This window comes from Psychrobacter sp. H25 (assembly GCF_059076335.1).
Genome location: NZ_JCACRV010000001.1, coordinates 18,936 through 35,168 on the forward strand (window position 1 = coordinate 18,936; position 16,233 = coordinate 35,168).

At 44.0% G+C, this 16,233-nt stretch carries 14 protein-coding genes; 7 read left to right on the forward strand and 7 right to left on the reverse strand.

Annotation, left to right across the window (positions count from 1 at the left end; translation table 11 throughout):
* The first annotated feature begins 254 nt into the window (after positions 1-254).
* Positions 255-2,123: a single-stranded-DNA-specific exonuclease RecJ gene (gene recJ / locus AC5JPO_RS00090; protein ID WP_493852137.1), complete on the forward strand. Its 1,869-nt coding sequence runs from the start codon at positions 255-257 to the stop codon at positions 2,121-2,123.
* Between the two features lie 68 nt (positions 2,124-2,191).
* Here the strand turns inward: recJ and AC5JPO_RS00095 are convergent, their stop codons facing one another.
* The 6 genes from AC5JPO_RS00095 to AC5JPO_RS00120 form a co-directional block, all read right to left on the reverse strand.
* A complete protein-coding gene (locus AC5JPO_RS00095; RefSeq protein WP_319050585.1) occupies positions 2,192-2,857 on the reverse strand; it encodes a trimeric intracellular cation channel family protein in 666 nt (221 codons plus the stop codon).
* Between the two features lie 123 nt (positions 2,858-2,980).
* On the reverse strand, positions 2,981-3,616 hold the full coding sequence (locus tag AC5JPO_RS00100; RefSeq protein WP_319050584.1) for a trimeric intracellular cation channel family protein: 636 nt from the start codon (positions 3,614-3,616) through the stop codon (positions 2,981-2,983).
* A 105-nt stretch (positions 3,617-3,721) separates the two neighbouring features.
* Positions 3,722-4,822 carry a multidrug resistance efflux transporter family protein gene (locus AC5JPO_RS00105; RefSeq protein ID WP_493852136.1) on the reverse strand — a complete coding sequence of 367 codons (1,101 nt, stop codon included), beginning with the start codon at positions 4,820-4,822 and terminating at the stop codon, positions 3,722-3,724.
* A 69-nt stretch (positions 4,823-4,891) separates the two neighbouring features.
* Entirely contained in the window at positions 4,892-5,623 is a 732-nt protein-coding gene (gene queE / locus AC5JPO_RS00110; RefSeq protein ID WP_493842859.1) for a 7-carboxy-7-deazaguanine synthase QueE, read from the reverse strand.
* A 235-nt stretch (positions 5,624-5,858) separates the two neighbouring features.
* Complete coding sequence (gene dapD / locus AC5JPO_RS00115; RefSeq protein ID WP_319050581.1) at positions 5,859-6,680, reverse strand: 2,3,4,5-tetrahydropyridine-2,6-dicarboxylate N-succinyltransferase; 822 nt, start codon at positions 6,678-6,680, stop codon at positions 5,859-5,861.
* A gap of 263 nt (positions 6,681-6,943) precedes the next feature.
* Entirely contained in the window at positions 6,944-7,900 is a 957-nt protein-coding gene (locus tag AC5JPO_RS00120; RefSeq protein WP_443526173.1) for an alpha/beta fold hydrolase, read from the reverse strand.
* A 562-nt stretch (positions 7,901-8,462) separates the two neighbouring features.
* Here AC5JPO_RS00120 and AC5JPO_RS00125 point away from each other — a divergent pair.
* The 6 genes from AC5JPO_RS00125 (at position 8,463) to AC5JPO_RS00150 (ending at position 14,661) form a co-directional block, all read left to right on the forward strand.
* Positions 8,463-9,650 (forward strand): FAD-dependent oxidoreductase, encoded by a 1,188-nt coding sequence (locus tag AC5JPO_RS00125; RefSeq protein ID WP_493852981.1) that lies wholly within the window; start codon positions 8,463-8,465, stop codon positions 9,648-9,650.
* 221 nt (positions 9,651-9,871) lie between these two features.
* The gene (arsS, locus tag AC5JPO_RS00130) at positions 9,872-10,867 is read left to right on the forward strand and encodes an arsenosugar biosynthesis radical SAM (seleno)protein ArsS (protein ID WP_493852132.1); all 996 of its coding nucleotides are present in this window, start codon (positions 9,872-9,874) and stop codon (positions 10,865-10,867) included.
* Positions 10,868-11,077: 210 nt separating this feature from the next.
* A complete protein-coding gene (locus AC5JPO_RS00135) occupies positions 11,078-11,899 on the forward strand; it encodes a DUF547 domain-containing protein (protein ID WP_493852131.1) in 822 nt (273 codons plus the stop codon).
* A 39-nt stretch (positions 11,900-11,938) separates the two neighbouring features.
* Entirely contained in the window at positions 11,939-12,670 is a 732-nt protein-coding gene (locus AC5JPO_RS00140) for a TIGR04283 family arsenosugar biosynthesis glycosyltransferase (protein ID WP_493852130.1), read from the forward strand.
* 106 nt (positions 12,671-12,776) lie between these two features.
* Positions 12,777-13,454: a TIGR04282 family arsenosugar biosynthesis glycosyltransferase gene (locus AC5JPO_RS00145; RefSeq protein WP_493852129.1), complete on the forward strand. Its 678-nt coding sequence runs from the start codon at positions 12,777-12,779 to the stop codon at positions 13,452-13,454.
* A gap of 163 nt (positions 13,455-13,617) precedes the next feature.
* Complete coding sequence (locus AC5JPO_RS00150; protein WP_493852128.1) at positions 13,618-14,661, forward strand: methyltransferase domain-containing protein; 1,044 nt, start codon at positions 13,618-13,620, stop codon at positions 14,659-14,661.
* A 128-nt stretch (positions 14,662-14,789) separates the two neighbouring features.
* Here the strand turns inward: AC5JPO_RS00150 and mtnP are convergent, their stop codons facing one another.
* Positions 14,790-15,683, reverse strand: coding sequence for an S-methyl-5'-thioadenosine phosphorylase (mtnP, locus tag AC5JPO_RS00155; protein ID WP_493852127.1), 894 nt, complete (start codon positions 15,681-15,683; stop codon positions 14,790-14,792).
* Positions 15,684-16,233 lie beyond the last annotated feature (550 nt).

Consider the following 16,233-nt stretch of genomic DNA (forward strand, 5'->3'; position numbering starts at 1 on the left):
TTATCAGCGGCATACAATCATTGCTTTGTAGCAAAATGCAGAAAAGTACGGTCACTATGCACCCTTTTTGTAAATACAGGACTGCCTGTGCCTATACATGTCAGCCTTTACATGATGATGAAAATACAAATCAATCACCTATCTAAAGTGTTTGCGAAGCTAATATTTTGATAAGCATATGCAACCATGAATAGTATACAGAGGCATTATAAATTGTCGTTGTGAGCACGCTCTAAAGCCAGTAGAATACGTTCATGCTAAATTTAACCTCCCGTTATACTGGTACTCGCATCGACGAGCTACCCACTGCGTTGCAACCACTTGCCGCCCAATCTTTCACACTTGCCCGACTGTATGCAGGGCGAGGTATCATGGAGCCTGATGAGCTTGAGACAGCTTTGTCTGGTCTGTTGCCAGCTGATATGCTGCACGGTGTTACTGACGCTGTCCATCTATTAGATACTGCTATCGATGAGCGTAAGCGAATCCTTATTGTTGGGGATTTTGACTGCGATGGCGCAACCAGTACCGCACTGATGATGCGTGCGCTGACTGCGATGGATGCGGTTGTTGATTTTTTAGTGCCAGATCGATTTAAGTATGGTTATGGACTCACGCCAGAGATTGTTGAGCTAGGGATTGAGACTTATCGTCCAGATCTGATAGTGACAGTCGATAACGGTATTTCTAGCCATGAAGGCGTGGCGCGCGCCCAAGCTGATGGTATTACGGTGATTATCACTGACCATCATCTCACGACTAAAGAGACACCACCTGCTGAGGCCGTCGTAAACCCTAATCAACTTGCTTGCGACTTTACTAGTAAAGCACTGGTAGGGGTTGGCGTAGCATTTTATGTCCTTGGACGACTGGCAAAGCTGCGCCGCCAAGCGGGCAAGTCTACAGTACAGGTCAGTCAGTATCTGGACTTAGTTGCGCTTGGAACCATTGCAGATGTTGGCGTACTCGATAAGAATAACCGTATCTTGGTACATCATGGATTGTCTGCTATTCGTCAAGGTCGCTGCTGTATGGGTATATTGGCATTACTTGAGCAAGCAGGCCGTGACCCGAAACAGCTTCAGGCACAGGATTTTGGTTTTGTGTTAGGACCACGTATCAATGCTGCTGGACGTATGGATAACATGCGTATTGGGATTGAGTGCTTATTAACTGAAGATTGGAGTACTGCGCAGCGTTTGGCGCAAGAGCTTGAACAGCTGAATCGTACACGTCGTCATGTAGAAGGCGAGATGCGGGCACAAGCAGATAGTATTGTGCAGGCATTAACCACTGACAATATTCATGATAGCGGTGTCAATATTGAGACTGATGTTAATACTGATGAGCATATAGGCGATAACCAGAATGAGAGTCATGATGATGTAATCACTTTAGAGGCTACCCCTGGTCTGGCAAGCAAGACAGGCGCTCGTAGTATCGTTCTGTATCAAGATGACTGGCATCAAGGTGTCATTGGCATTGTCGCTGGTCGATTGAAAGAAAGCCACTATCTACCTAGTATCGTTTTTGCGCCAGCAGATACTGAGCATACGGATGCAGACAGTGCCATCAAAGGCTCGGCACGGTCTATCCCCGGCATCCATATTCGTGATGCGATTGAACAAGTCGCCGAGCGATATCCGGATTTGATCAGCCATTTTGGTGGTCACGCGATGGCAGCAGGCTTGACCCTCAAACGCCGTAACTTTGAAGCATTTGTTACCGCATTCAATGAAGTAATGGCTCAAATGAACGACGACGTGTTTGCAGAGCAAAAATTCACTGATGGGTCTTTGCAGGCGAGTGACTTTAGTCTATGGTTTGCTGAACATCTCGCAGATGCCAGTATTTGGGGTCATGGGTTTGCACCGCCACTGTTTGATGGTGTCTTTGAAGTGCTCAGCTTTAAAATATTAAAAGACAAGCATCTGAAGCTGTCGCTGCGCTATCCAGACGTTCAGTATCCAATTGATGCAATTTGCTTTAATTTTGACAATGATGCTTGGGATTACCGTGCCAAAAAAGTACATTTGCTGTTTCAGTTAGATATTAATGAATGGAATGGCAAGCAAAGCCTACAGCTGATGATAAAAGATCTAGCGGTAGTAGAACAGGGCTAAGACTAAAATAGTGTGAGTGCGATCAAGCTTGAGGGCACTCATACCAGTCGCCATCTTTTGATTTCGGATTAGTATTTCCATTCGAGTGTCGGAAACTGCCAGTCATAGCGGATAGCCAGCATACGTAAAGTAAATATCGTACTCATGGTAGAGATATCAACGATCCAGTCTGTCACGCCTAGGTTTCTGAGCGCAAAGTAGAGAATACCACCAGTTAATGCGGCAGTAATATAAATCTCTTGCTGTAGCACCAGTGGAATCTCGTTGCAGATCATATCGCGGATAATGCCGCCAACAATAATGGTAATCACACCCAATAATAGTGCTACCGGTACATTGGCGCCCATGCTATCAGCGACCTTGATACCTATCAATGTGAATGCAGATAAACCGATGGTATCGGATAGCTTGAGAAACTTGTCGACGCGCCTTGAGTTCGGGTGAAAAAAGATTTGCATCACCAGTGACGAGATAGTAATGAGCGTCAGATAGCTCATATCTACCATCCAAAATAGCGGATGACGGTCCAAAATCACATCACGTACCGTGCCGCCGCCAATAGCGGTGACAATTGAAACCAGCAAGCAACCAAAGACGTCAAAGTTTTTGTGCTTCGCCAGAATCGTTCCTGAAACACTACACGCGACAATGCCGATCATATCAAAAAAATATATCAAAGAGCGCGGATCAAAAGTAGTGATTAGGACGGCAGGATCCAGTGCGATAGCCAACATAAGTCATTCTCACTATTTTCAATGATCGTCATCGGAACTGTCTTAGTCAATAAACTACCATAAGCCTGCCATCGCAAATGCAGTAGCTAGCAACTAAGTAATTAGCAACTAAGCAGCTAATAACTAAGCAACCAAACGAATAGAGGGCAGATGCCAGTCATATCTAAGTGCTAGCATACGCACGGCAAAAATCACAAAGAGCATAATAAACTCATTGATACTAGCACTTACGCCCAAGTACTGTAGACATAAATAAGTCACAGATCCTGCGATACTGGCAGTGATATAAATTTCACGTTGTAGCACTAGGGGTATCTCATTACAGATAATATCACGTAGCATCCCGCCAATAATGGCCGTCCAAACGCCCATCATTATCGCGATAATAGGAGACATGTCTTGTGTCAATGCAACCTTAAAGCCAATAACACTAAACGCCGCCAAACCAATAGCATCAAAAAGCTTCAGTGCATTATCAATCTTATGATAAAGATGGAAAAATATCTGCAGGATAAGAGACGTTACAGTGATCACAATCACATAATTGAGATCAGTCATCCAAAATAGGGGATGACGGTCTAGTGCCATGTCACGTAGGGTTCCACCGCCGATGGCATTGACCATAGAGACCAATATGCAACCAGCAATATCAAAGCCTTTGTGCTGCGCGAGTAGCGTTCCTGCAATCGCACAAGCGATGATACCTACCATATCTAATAAATATAATAGAATATCAGGAAAAATTAAATCATTAACCATGGTTATATTGCCAAATCTTGATCATCAAAAATAATTAAATGTGTTGTTAAAGCGGGTATGACGATGATGACCTAAACTAAAGCTATTTTGCTGTTAGATCATCATTTAGCCATCTTTTGCAAACAGTATCAGTCCGATAATAATCAGCACAATACCGACCAATCCTAAGATTGATGGGAGTGGGTTGTCCAGCAGGATCATACCACCGATCAAAGCAAAGATAATTTCACTTGCCTGAGTCGAGTCGACGCCCGCTACCTCGCTTGAGGTCACCGCTTGCTCACGTGCATATAAGAACAGGCTGGTCGCAGCCACGCCTGATAGTAAAGCAACCAGTAGCGTATTGAATACCTGCGCGCCGCCTGGCAACTCAGGGCGGACTATAATGCCTAACACAAGCCAAAATGGCAAACTCCCTACGGTCATTAACCATACTTTGTTAAAGGCGTTCTGCAGTAAGTCTGTATCGATAACAGGGATGCGTCCGATTAGAGTCTGAAGGGTGGAGCTACCGGTAGTGTCATGCTGAGTACTATGGGTATCAGCGGTATCATGAGCACTGGCTAATAATGCGGTCTCAGCACGCATTGGCTGCGCCTGTTGCTGGCTGTCTTGTTCTTTAATTTTATGCTGCTTGGCATTATAAGAGGCCTGCCAGACCAACTGATTACCAATAGGGTAGCTAAATGCAGCGATTAGCGCCGGTAGTGCACCATATAGCAGCATTTGGGTCAGTGGAATAGCATTGGTATCAGCAGGCGCGTGTAGACCCTCACTGATATTGACCAGCACGACGCCAACGAAGACAATCAGCGCATAGACGATGAATTTTTTGTCAAAGCGCTGCCCAAATGCCAATAAGACGAGCAAGCTGGTGACGACCGTAAACATAAAGGTTGCCGCGACAACCCAGCCGCTAGCATGATCACCTGCATAGCAAATACCGGTATAAAACAAACCAAAACCAATACTGCCAGTGATGCACCAAAAGCCTATATGCTGACAGAAAATCGTCCAAAGCTCTTTGATGCGTCCCATACCGTGCTGAACAGCAATCATTGCCGTCAGTAGCAGCAACATAAATACGTAGCGCAAGCTCGCTGACCAAAACCAATGCCCACCAGCCGCGCTCATCAGCTCATTTAACACAAACGTTGAGCTAAAAAACGCACCTGATAGTAGCCCCAGTAAGATCAGTCTTATCATATTTCCTCCTTGAAAATGCTTGCGGTTTGTATCTGGTTTTAGGCAGACGATATGTCATCTGTGGTTATGCTATTTGCCTTTGGCGTCCGCCCAGATAATCTTGTGTAGTTGCAACTGAAAGCGCACAGGCAGGGCATCTGCCAACATCCACTCAGCAAGCTCCCGTGCCAATACAGGTACTTCAGGGCTAAGCTGCTCATCAATATCATCTGCAACGTTGAACATTGGCGAAAACCAAACGGTTCCGACCAGCTCATCTAGCTTATGCTCTATTAATTTTTCTTTGGCCCAGTCGTAATCTTTACGATTCATGATGACAAATTTGATTTGGTCATGTTCGGTGAGGTAGTCGAGGTTTGACCATAGGTTTTTGTCGACTTCGCCTGAGCTAGGCGTTTTGAGATCCATGACTTTACTAACTGCTGGCGGCACATTCTCTACGGTGAGGGCACCTGCTGTCTCAAGAGATATCTCGTAACCATCGCTCAGCAAGCGTTTCATCAGCTCGATAGCATTCGGCTGCGCTAATGGTTCACCGCCTGTCAGGCAGATGCGCTTACATGGATAGCTTTTGATGGTTTCTACAATCGTCTCTAAAGACTGACGTTCGCCACCAGTAAAAGCATATTCAGTATCACAATAAATGCAGCGCAGCGGACAGCCTGTGAGACGGACAAATATCGTCGGTAAGCCTGATGTTATTGCTTCACCTTGTAAAGAATAAAAAATCTCGGTCAGACGCAGTCCGGCTTCAGGATCAGTAACAGGAATAGCGGCGTTGCGTAATAGTGATTCACTCATAATATGTCAAATACAGTTAAAGGCTGACAAAGCGATTAAGCCGTTGTCAATCGTAGTAAAAAAGGCAGGTTTTGTTATAGATGATTTTGTTTGGACAAAGCCAAAAAATGGATTATAACGCAACAGTATCTATTAAGGTGCAAAAAAGACGCTGAAGTTTGCTTCAGCGTCTTTGATAAAGAAGATTTATTACTGTCTGTACCGTTCGGGTACGAGAATATAAGTATGAAAAATACTAGGCTAAACGTAATAGCTCATTTACTGATGTTTTTGCACGAGTTTGTGCATCGACTTTTTTTACGATGATTGCAGCGTACAAGCTGTGCGTGCCGTCTTCTGAAGGCAAGCTACCCGGTACGACAACAGAACCTGCTGGTACACGGCCACGATGAATCTCACCAGTTTCGCGATCATAGATGCGTGTAGATTGACCGATGTAGACACCCATAGAGATAACAGCGCCTTCTTCGACGATCACGCCTTCAACGATCTCAGAGCGTGCACCGATGAAGCAGTTGTCTTCGATGATAGTAGGGTTGGCTTGTAATGGCTCTAATACGCCGCCGATACCAACGCCACCTGATAGATGGACGTTTTTACCGATTTGGGCACATGAACCAACGGTTGCCCAGGTATCAACCATAGCGCCTTGATCAACATAGGCACCAATGTTGACGTATGATGGCATCAATACTGCACCTGCTGCGATATATGAGCCTTTACGGGCAACTGCTGGCGGTACCACACGTACGCCTGCTTCTTTGAACTGTGCTTCAGTCCAGTCAGCAAACTTAGTTGGTACTTTGTCATAAAACTGCACATGCTCGCCTGCTGCCTGGACATAGTTGTCGTTCATGCGGAATGATAGTAGTACGGCTTTTTTTGCCCATTGGTTGACGACCCATTCGCCATCTTTCTTTTCTGCGACGCGTAGGCTACCGTTATCTAACTGCTCAAGCACTTGACTGATAGCATCACGTACGTCTTGTGGCATAGTGCTTGGGCTATACTCATTGCGATTTTCAAAAGCCTGTTCGATAGTTTGTTGTAACGACATAAAAATTCCTAAGATAAGTGAAAGGGGAGGTAACTCAGTATTATAGTGATATAACGGGTTTGACCCGATCTCAAATAGGCCATACCTCACAATATAATTGATTTTGAGGTGTGGCTTATTTATAGGATTCACTGGGTCAAAAACTTACTTGCCGTATTGTCGCTAATTTGGCAGCGTTTAGCAAATAAGTTCAGTGTCTCGTGATGAAAGTACGGACGATAAAATCCCTGAAACATGCTGTAAAAAAGAATCAGCTACCACTGTTAAGCATCTGGCGTGGTGTTGTCTATCCACGCTAAAATATCTTGATAAACAGTCTGGTGGTCTGTTTCGTGTAGCACTTCATGGCGCATAGTGGGATACAGCTGAATATCAACACGATTGAATTTTTGCTTGTGTAATCGGCCAACAACTTTGCGGATACCGCGTCCCATATTACCAATAGGGTCATCCTCACCGCTAATAAACAGCATTGGAAAATTCTTGGCGATGGTGGTTGCCCAGCCTTTATTTAGTCCTGTATCCATTAGGGTAAATAGGGTCATAAAGCCATTATTAGTAAAGTCAAAACCTGTTTTTGGGTCGGCTTCATAGGCCTCAATGTTAGCCGTGTTTTCACTCAACCACGCAAACTTCGATGATGCAGTACGATCTTTTAATTGGCTGTTGAGTATCTTATTCATGGTATTTGCCAGCACTGTATTGGGCTGTCTTGGTGCTATTTTTGCTAATATCTTATTGATAGGAAGCAAAACTTTGGTCAGTGGGTTGGCGTCTGCCGAGCCCATTAGTATCGCCCCAGTAAAGTTATGTGCGTGATGTTTGAGCACGTTGCGCACGATAAAAGAGCCCATAGAATGACCCATAACAAAATGTGGCACATCGGGATGGCGGGCTTTTAGGTTGTCTGCCATCACAATTACGTCTTTTAATAGCGACTGCACGGGATGCTCTTCACCAAAAAAACCTAAATCCGCGTCGGTTTTGATAGTTTGCCCATGACCCAAGTGATCATAGGTTGCTACCGCAATACCATTGTCCGCCAAAAACTGCGCAAAATCTGCATAACGACCACCATGCTCTGCCATTCCATGCACGATCAGCAACGTTGCGCGAATATCGATGCCTTTGTCACGAGGTTCAAAGAAGTCATGATGTAAATAATGGGTGTTATCGGATGAGAGAATGTGGTCATTATTGGTATCGAGAGGGGTACTCATATAAGGTTCCTTGACGGGTTTTGATTGTCTGTATTTTTTGTTGATATGTTTTGAGAGTGACAATGCATTGGGCAATATCTCGCAGAGCAGTAGCTTACAAAGCAGGGTCACAAAGAACTATGTTTTAAAGCGCTATGTTTTAAAGAAAAAATCTTAAAATAATGCTCCAAAATAATGTCTCAAAAATAGCTACTTGAAAACTTGAAAAATAGCATTCTAAAAAATCACTCTATCACGTGGCTTCTATTACGACTCACTATACTAAGTGTTTTGTCATCAACGTAGGTAAATAATTTTACCTTCTTTTATTATTTCAAGCAGTATTTTTATAAAATTCATCGTGCGCCGGACAAACGCTATGGACAATTTAACGACAAAGCTGAGTGTGGTCAATATTGTCAAAAGCATTTGAGACTTTCAAACCGTTTACGCTCTTACTGTCTGCCCGTAACAGAAGACTCTCAATTATATGTTACCTTTAGAAAATATCTAATAAGCATATGTCCAAAGTCGTCTATTAAGACACACCTTAAACACACTGTTAGCCTTGATAAAGTTGCCTATGAAACCTTCACCGATAAAGAAACTCTTATTAGCAGGGGCGGGTCACGCTCATATAGGTATGCTGCGCCGAATTAATGACGCATCTCTAGACCCAAGCAGTATTGATATTTGTTTGGTTAGTGAGCAGACGCAGACCATATACTCTGGGATGCTACCTGGCTGGCTGGCTGGACATTACCAACTTGATGACATCAGTATCGATACACAATCACTTTGCGCGCGTGCGGGTGTACGCTTTATTCAGCAGGCAATTACTCAGGTCCATGCCGCATCAAATACCGTAGTGACGGGTGGTAATGAGACGTCGTCTGGTGACGAGATGTTAACTGATGATACGGCGTTAACGCTCTATTATGATGTACTGTCACTTAACACGGGCGCAGATACGGATATAGGGTGGTCGGGATCGTCAGGTAGTGATGTTAGCCACGATGTCGATACAAGCACAGGCGTGATTGCTATTCGTCCATTGTCAGCATTCATTACACACTGGCAGCAGATTTTGACGGATGCTCAGCAGTCTGATAATTATCAACTGGCTATCGTTGGCGCAGGCGCTGCTGCGACCGAGTTGGTCATGGCAGCTCAAGTCGCGCTACAGCATATCAACAATAACCATCAAGTGACCTTGGTGTGCGGTAAGCAACTGTTATCAGGATTCAATACACGGTTTAAAGAGCGCGTTATTAGGCAGCTGCATCGCCACGGTATTAAAATAGTTTATGAGCGAGCAATTGACTATCGTAACGGCCACCTATCGACGACAGATGACTCGTTGCCGATGAATGCTGTGATCGCTGCAACTGGCGTAGTGGGTGCTGCATGGACGATTAACACGGATCTTCAGACACTAGATAAAGGCTTTATCGCAGTCAATAATCTGCAACAAAGCATCTCTCACCCTAATGTATTTGCAGTTGGTGATGTCGCCACGCGCGTAGATAAAGAGGTAGCGCATTCAGGTGTCCATGCGGTGCATGGCGGGGCGGTAGAAGCTGATAATTTATTTGCATATCTAAAAGGCGAGTCTATGCAAGAGTATCAACCAAAAGCACGCACGTTGTATCTATTGTCTTGCGGTGACAAATACGCCATTGCCAGTTGGGGAGACTGGAGCTTACAAGGTCGCGGGCTATGGTATCTCAAACGGTATATTGATAAGCGCTTTGTAAAATCCTATTCGTAGTCATGCTCATTTGGAATAAAAGATAATAACCATCATATTGGTTGTCAATATTGATTCACAATGAGGTATGATTGGTTAGGTAAACCGTAAAGTAACGGGGAAGTATACAAGGTGCTATTTCTAAAATAGTAAGCGAAAGCAGTAACTTGTCTTTGTCTAAAGCTTTTTTGACTTTGCGCTATTATTTTTTAGTTGTGTGACTAACAGGGTTTTGTACCATTATGAAATCGACTATCGAATTACTTGAGCATACTGACTTTCCAGCTATCAAACGTCGTCAACTGACGATACTACAAGTCAACATGGGCTATTTATGCAATATGTCCTGCGTGCACTGCCATGTGGCAGCCAGCCCTTATCGTACAGAAATGATGTCGCGTGAGTTGGTTGAGTTGATACCCAAGGTGCTACAAGCACAAAATATAGATACGCTCGATTTGACGGGCGGTGCGCCTGAGATGCATGAAGATTTTAAGTATCTGGTAAAAGCAGCTCGTGCACTGGGTGTTAAAGTGATAGATCGCTGTAATCTGACTATTCTCATGGAGGATGGCTATGAGGATATGGCGCAGTTTTTAGCAAACAATCAAGTGGAGGTAGTCGCATCTCTGCCGTGCTACTCCCTAGAAAACGTAGATAAGCAGCGCGGTAAGGGTGCGTTTGACGACAGTATATTGGGGCTACAAAAGCTCAACCAGTTAGGCTACGGTAAGTCCGATTCAAACCTAACGTTGAATCTGGTCTACAACCCACAAGGTGCTACGCTTCCGCCCAATCAGCAACAGCTTGAAGCGGATTATAAGCGTGAGCTAAAAGAACACTTCGATATCGAGTTCAATCATCTGTTTGCATTGACCAATATGCCTATCCAGCGCTTTGGTGCAGTACTACTGGCCAAAAATGAATTCCATCCCTATATGGACTTGCTCAAAGAAAACTACGTGGCAGACAACTTAGCCGAGGTGATGTGTCGCTCGACCATCAGTGTCAACTGGCTTGGTGAATTGTTTGACTGTGATTTCAATCAGCAACTAGAGATTCCTGTACCCAATAAATCCCGTCGGCATTTAAGTGACCTATTGACTCAAGACCCCTCTGGAGATGCCATTGCCATTGCTGACCACTGCTACGGCTGTACAGCAGGACAGGGCAGTAGTTGCGGCGGTGCGCTAGAGGAAGAGACTACAGATCAAACGATAGTAGATACCGCTGTTTAGTATTTTATACCCATAATAGATGACAACTGGTCGTAAGTGATTAGCAAAGATAAGCAACTATCTGTAATAAGCGCTTATGTACCGTAAATATCTATGTGCAGTAAGATCTTATTGGCAGTCATTACTGTCTGTCATTTATATACACGATTGTAAAAAGCACAACGAAAGAATTATACAAAGAATATCATCGACTCAAATGGAGTTAGCTTTATGTCAAGATTCAATTTTTCAGCGAAAACGGTAATCGTGCAACCAGTCCTTGCGGTCGCGATCTTATCATCAAGTGCAGCCGCTTATGCTGACTTTAACCATCAAAGCTGGGACAGTTTATTAAACAAACATGTGACCATGACCAATGGTGGCAAAGCCTCTGTGGTCAATTATGCTGGTATGAAGGCGGACAAGAGCAAGCTGACAAGTTACCTTGAGGCGACGAGTAAAGTGTCTCAAGCAGAGTTTAATCGCTGGAGCAAAAACGAGCAGTTGGCATTTTTGATCAATGTTTACAATGCTGGTACGGTCGACTTGGTGTTGACGAAATATCCGAATATTAAATCCATCAAAGATATCGGTGGTCTGTTTGGTTCGCCGTGGAAACAGGATTTTATTCCATTATTAGGTAAGACACGCTCGCTTGATGATATCGAGCACAATCTCATTCGTGGCTCCAAGCGTTATAACGATCCGCGTATTCATTTTGCGGTCAACTGTGCCAGTATTGGCTGTCCTGCACTGCAAGATGATGCTTTTACTGGTAAACGTCTAAACAGTCAATTAGAGCAGGCAACTTCTAAGTTTTTGGCAGACGGTAGCCGTAACCGCCTAAAGGGAAGTACGCTAAGCGTGTCGCCGATTTTTAAATGGTATAAAGAAGACTTTGCTACCAATTGGCGTGGTACCAATGATCTGGAAGGGTTTTTGGGTCGTTATGGCTCATCTTTAGGGCTGAACAAAGCGCAAACAGCAGATCTAAAGCAGGGCAAGATAAAAATCAGCTACACTGATTATGATTGGAATCTGAACAAAAAATAAGACGAGGCTCCAATTGATATTGGTTAGCAGTTGCCTACTATGACGGTACATACATTGAACCTCTCTATCATTGTTCCATTGTTAAATGAAGCGAATAATTTGCCGCAGCTTATTGGTCATATCAGTAGGCTCAGACCTGTTCCGCAGCAAGTTATCCTAGTCGATGGTGGCTCAAATGATGGTTCAGTCTCTATCGCTAGAGAGTTGCTAAAAGATGTGTCAAGTAGGACGCACTCATTGACTGACTGGTTTGTTATTGAGTCTATCGCTGGACGCGCGCGGCAAATGAATGCTGGTGCTGGGCAAGCGACGGGTGAGGTATTGCTGTTTTTGCATGCAGATACTCAGCTGCCGACTGACGCGATAGACAAGGTAGAGATAGCAATGCGTCAGCATAAATGGGGGCGTTTTGATGTGCGCTTGGACAGCACTCATCCGCTTCTTAAAGTCGTTGGTACAATGATTAATAAGCGCTCACGTTTGGTCAGTGTTGCAACAGGTGATCAAGCCATCTTTGTCAAAAGATCCGTGTTTGAACAATTCGGAGGTTACGCTGATCAGCCGTTAATGGAAGATATTGAGCTATGTAAGCGCTTAAAAAATATCAGTAGACCTGCTTGTCTAAAGAGTAAAGTGACGACATCAGCGCGGCGCTGGCAGCAACATGGAAATGTTCGTACGGTTTTTTTGATGTGGCGTTTGCGTTTTGATTACTGGCGCGGCGTATCGCCTGATGTTTTGAAACAGCGCTATTACAAGCAGCACAGATAATATGGCGATAAGCATTCAACATCGAGGTTGCGATAAGTATTTAAATCGAAAGAAAACAACTTAATTTATCGATATTGTAGACAAGAAAAGAAAGGGACTTTTACTAATGCACTCAAGCCCTCGCACTGTTCACACCGCGAGAACTGACTCGCAAGCACGCCAGCAAAAAATAGGCATTATTCTATTTGCTAAATATCCTGCACCAAATATGGCAAAGACTCGTCTACAGCCTGCATTAGGTGTTGATGGCGCTGCACATATGGCAAAAAATCTGCTACTACATAGTATAGAGCAAGCGGTTGCTACCGACTTTGCGGTCGAGCTATGCGTGAGTCCCACGCCAGACGACCCGTGCTGGCAAGCATTTGATCTACCCAAGTCAATGCAATGGTCTGCTCAAGCAGATGGCGATTTGGGCATGCGTATGTTGATAGCCAGTCAGAGCGCATTAGAAAAATATGAAAAAGTTGTCTTAATCGGGACAGACTGTCCTAGCCTCACGGCAGAGCGTATACAGACCGCCGTACAGCAGCTGGAGAAATACGACACGGTGATGATTCCTGCAACCGATGGAGGTTATGTGTTGCTTGGGTTCAAGCAGATTGATAGCAGCCTTTTTTCAGACATCAGCTGGAGTACGGCGAGCGTCGCTGAAGTCACCAAGCAACGTATCGCGGCATCAGGGAGGACACTGACGCTATTGCCAGCGCTGCATGACATTGACGAGCCTGAAGACTTACAGAATTTACCGTCAGGTTGGTGCAATACGCTCAACAAAATCTAAAAATCAAATATGATTTTCTACCGTTATTCATTTACGTTTTAGGGCGTGTCATCACTTATATAGCGAGGCTTAAAATTTATCTCATTTTAAGACCGCTAAATGATCTAATGGGCTAATTGATGACACGCCCTAAATAGATTTTACTACTAATAAGGATATTGTCATGCATGATGTCGTGCAAAATTACTATGGAAAAGAGCTGCAAGGTACCGATGATCTAAAAACCTCGGCATGTTGTGATATTAGCAATATGCCTGAATGGCTAAAACCATTGCTCGCAAACATCCACGATGAAGTATTGAATCGTTATTACGGCTGCGGTCTGGTATGTCCTGCATTGCTTGAAGGCTGCCGAATTTTGGATTTAGGCAGTGGTTCAGGTCGCGATGTCTATGCACTCGCGCAACTGGTTGGTGAGAGCGGTCATGTGGTCGGTGTAGACATGACTGACGAGCAACTAGCCGTTGCAAAGGAACATCAAGCCTATCATGTTGAGCAGTTTGGCTATGACAATGTGACGTTTTTACATGGTTATATCGAAAAACTAGATGAACTGGATCTTGCTGATGGTAGCTTCGATATTATCGTCTCAAACTGTGTTATCAATTTATCACCAGATAAGGCTGCCGTGATGGCGAGCGTGCAAAGACTGCTCAAGCCTGGCGGCGAATTTTATTTTTCTGACGTCTATGCTGATCGCCGTATCCCGCAGCATCTAATCGATGACCCTGTCTTATATGGAGAGTGTTTAAGTGGCGCTTTATACTGGAAAGATTTTGTTCGTTTATCAAGAGGCGCAGGGTTTTTAGACCCACGTCTGGTCGAAGATCGCCCGCTTGAGATTACAGATCCAGTACTGGCTGCCAAAATCGGTGATATACAGTTTTTCTCAGCCACTTATCGCCTGTTTAAGATTGCCGCGCTAGAAGATGCCTGTGAAGATCATGGACAAGCGGTGATATACAAAGGATCTATCGAGCAATCCCCGCATCGGTTTGATCTAGATAAGCATCATGCGATTGAGGCGGGCCGGGTATTTCCTGTCTGCGGCAATACCTTTAGGATGCTACAAGAATCTCGCTTTGCACCGCATTTTGAATTTATTGGTGATGACAGTCGCCACTATGGCATTTTTGCAGGGTGCGGTGAGCTGATGCCATTTGATCAGGCTATGATGCCATCGTCTGGTATGGGCGGCTGTTGTTAAGAGTAAAGGCGTGTATTTAGTATAAATTTCAGACCTATATGCTGAAGCAAAGAAAGGCTATTATTTGAGATAATAGCCTTTCTTTTGATTAGAAGTAGTCAGTTCACAATGGAGGATACGCTTTAAGACTACGCTAGCAACGCTGCCAATCTAATTTTGGTATGTTCATCCATCATATCCACAGGCGTGACCAATGCTTGTGCAAGCGCACTATGAGCGATGGATTCAGGCATTTCAGCAGCAATCAAAGCAACGGCTTTTTGGATCACCTGTTGAGCATTTTCAGCATTTTTCATCAGATTTTTTATCGCATAGTCTGCACTGACAGCTTCTTCGGTCGGGTGCCAACAATCAAAATCGGTTACTAACGCCAATGTTGCATAAGCCATGCTGGCTTCACGTGCTAATTTGGCTTCGGGCATGTTGGTCATGCCAATGATATCTGCTTGCATTTGACGATACCACTCTGACTCTGCACGAGTTGAGAACTGAGGCCCTTCAATACAGATATAAGTTGCCTGCGAGTGACAGTTACCCTCGATAATATCTGCTTGGTGATAGGCACGTGTCAATATATCCGATAAAGCAGGGCATAGTGGATCTGCCATTGATACATGAGCAACTGCGCCTTCGCCAAAGAACGTACTTACTCGCTGCTTGGTCATATCAATCATTTGATCTGGCACGACCATGTCTAATGGTTTAAGTGTTTCTCGTAGAGAGCCAACGGCTGATACCGAGACGATATAGCGTACGCCCAATGTTTTTAGCGCATAAATATTAGCGCGATAGGGGACCTCAGATGGGGTTAATCTATGACCTTGACCATGCCGCGTCAAAAAAGCAACGGTCACACCTTCTAGCTCACCCAAAACAATATCATCAGATGGACTGCCATAAGGCGTCTGTACCGTAATACTGCGTTTATTGGTCAATGCTTGGATCTGATAAAGACCACTACCGCCAATGATAGCGATATCAGCAGACAAAGGTTCTGATGCTTCTATTGTAGATATTGTCATAAAAGTTATCCAAGTTGGGTTATAAGAAACGATGATGTTGTCTTAGCTGATAAAGCATATATCCATATATAGTCAATCCTCTATAAACTGGATACGGTGTCAGCCTTACTGAGTCTACTGCTTGTAGTACTTTCACTCGGCTTCCTTGTATCCAAATCATATTGAACCGACTATATCTTAGATACCGCATCAATAAAGAATGTCTGTAAGAAATATAGCAGAACTTGAATAGTAATAAAAATAAATCGAAAAATCTGACCCACTCTCCATTATCGACTATGTTGTTATAAACAATATGAAATAAGAATAAGTATTTGCTGAGTAGTCATTGATAGCGATAAAGGTTTACAACGCAAACAAACTTTGATTAAATGTATGGAACACTGTTTCACTCAGCGGAACATTGTAACGCGTAAATCAGACATTAAAGTAAGGTTGATTTCTCAAAGCGCCTTGTATATAAGGCATTGAAAGCAAAAGAGAAAAAATACTTTAGTTTATTTATGACAAAAATTGCTATATCATGACTCAGCTGTAACGGATTAATGCC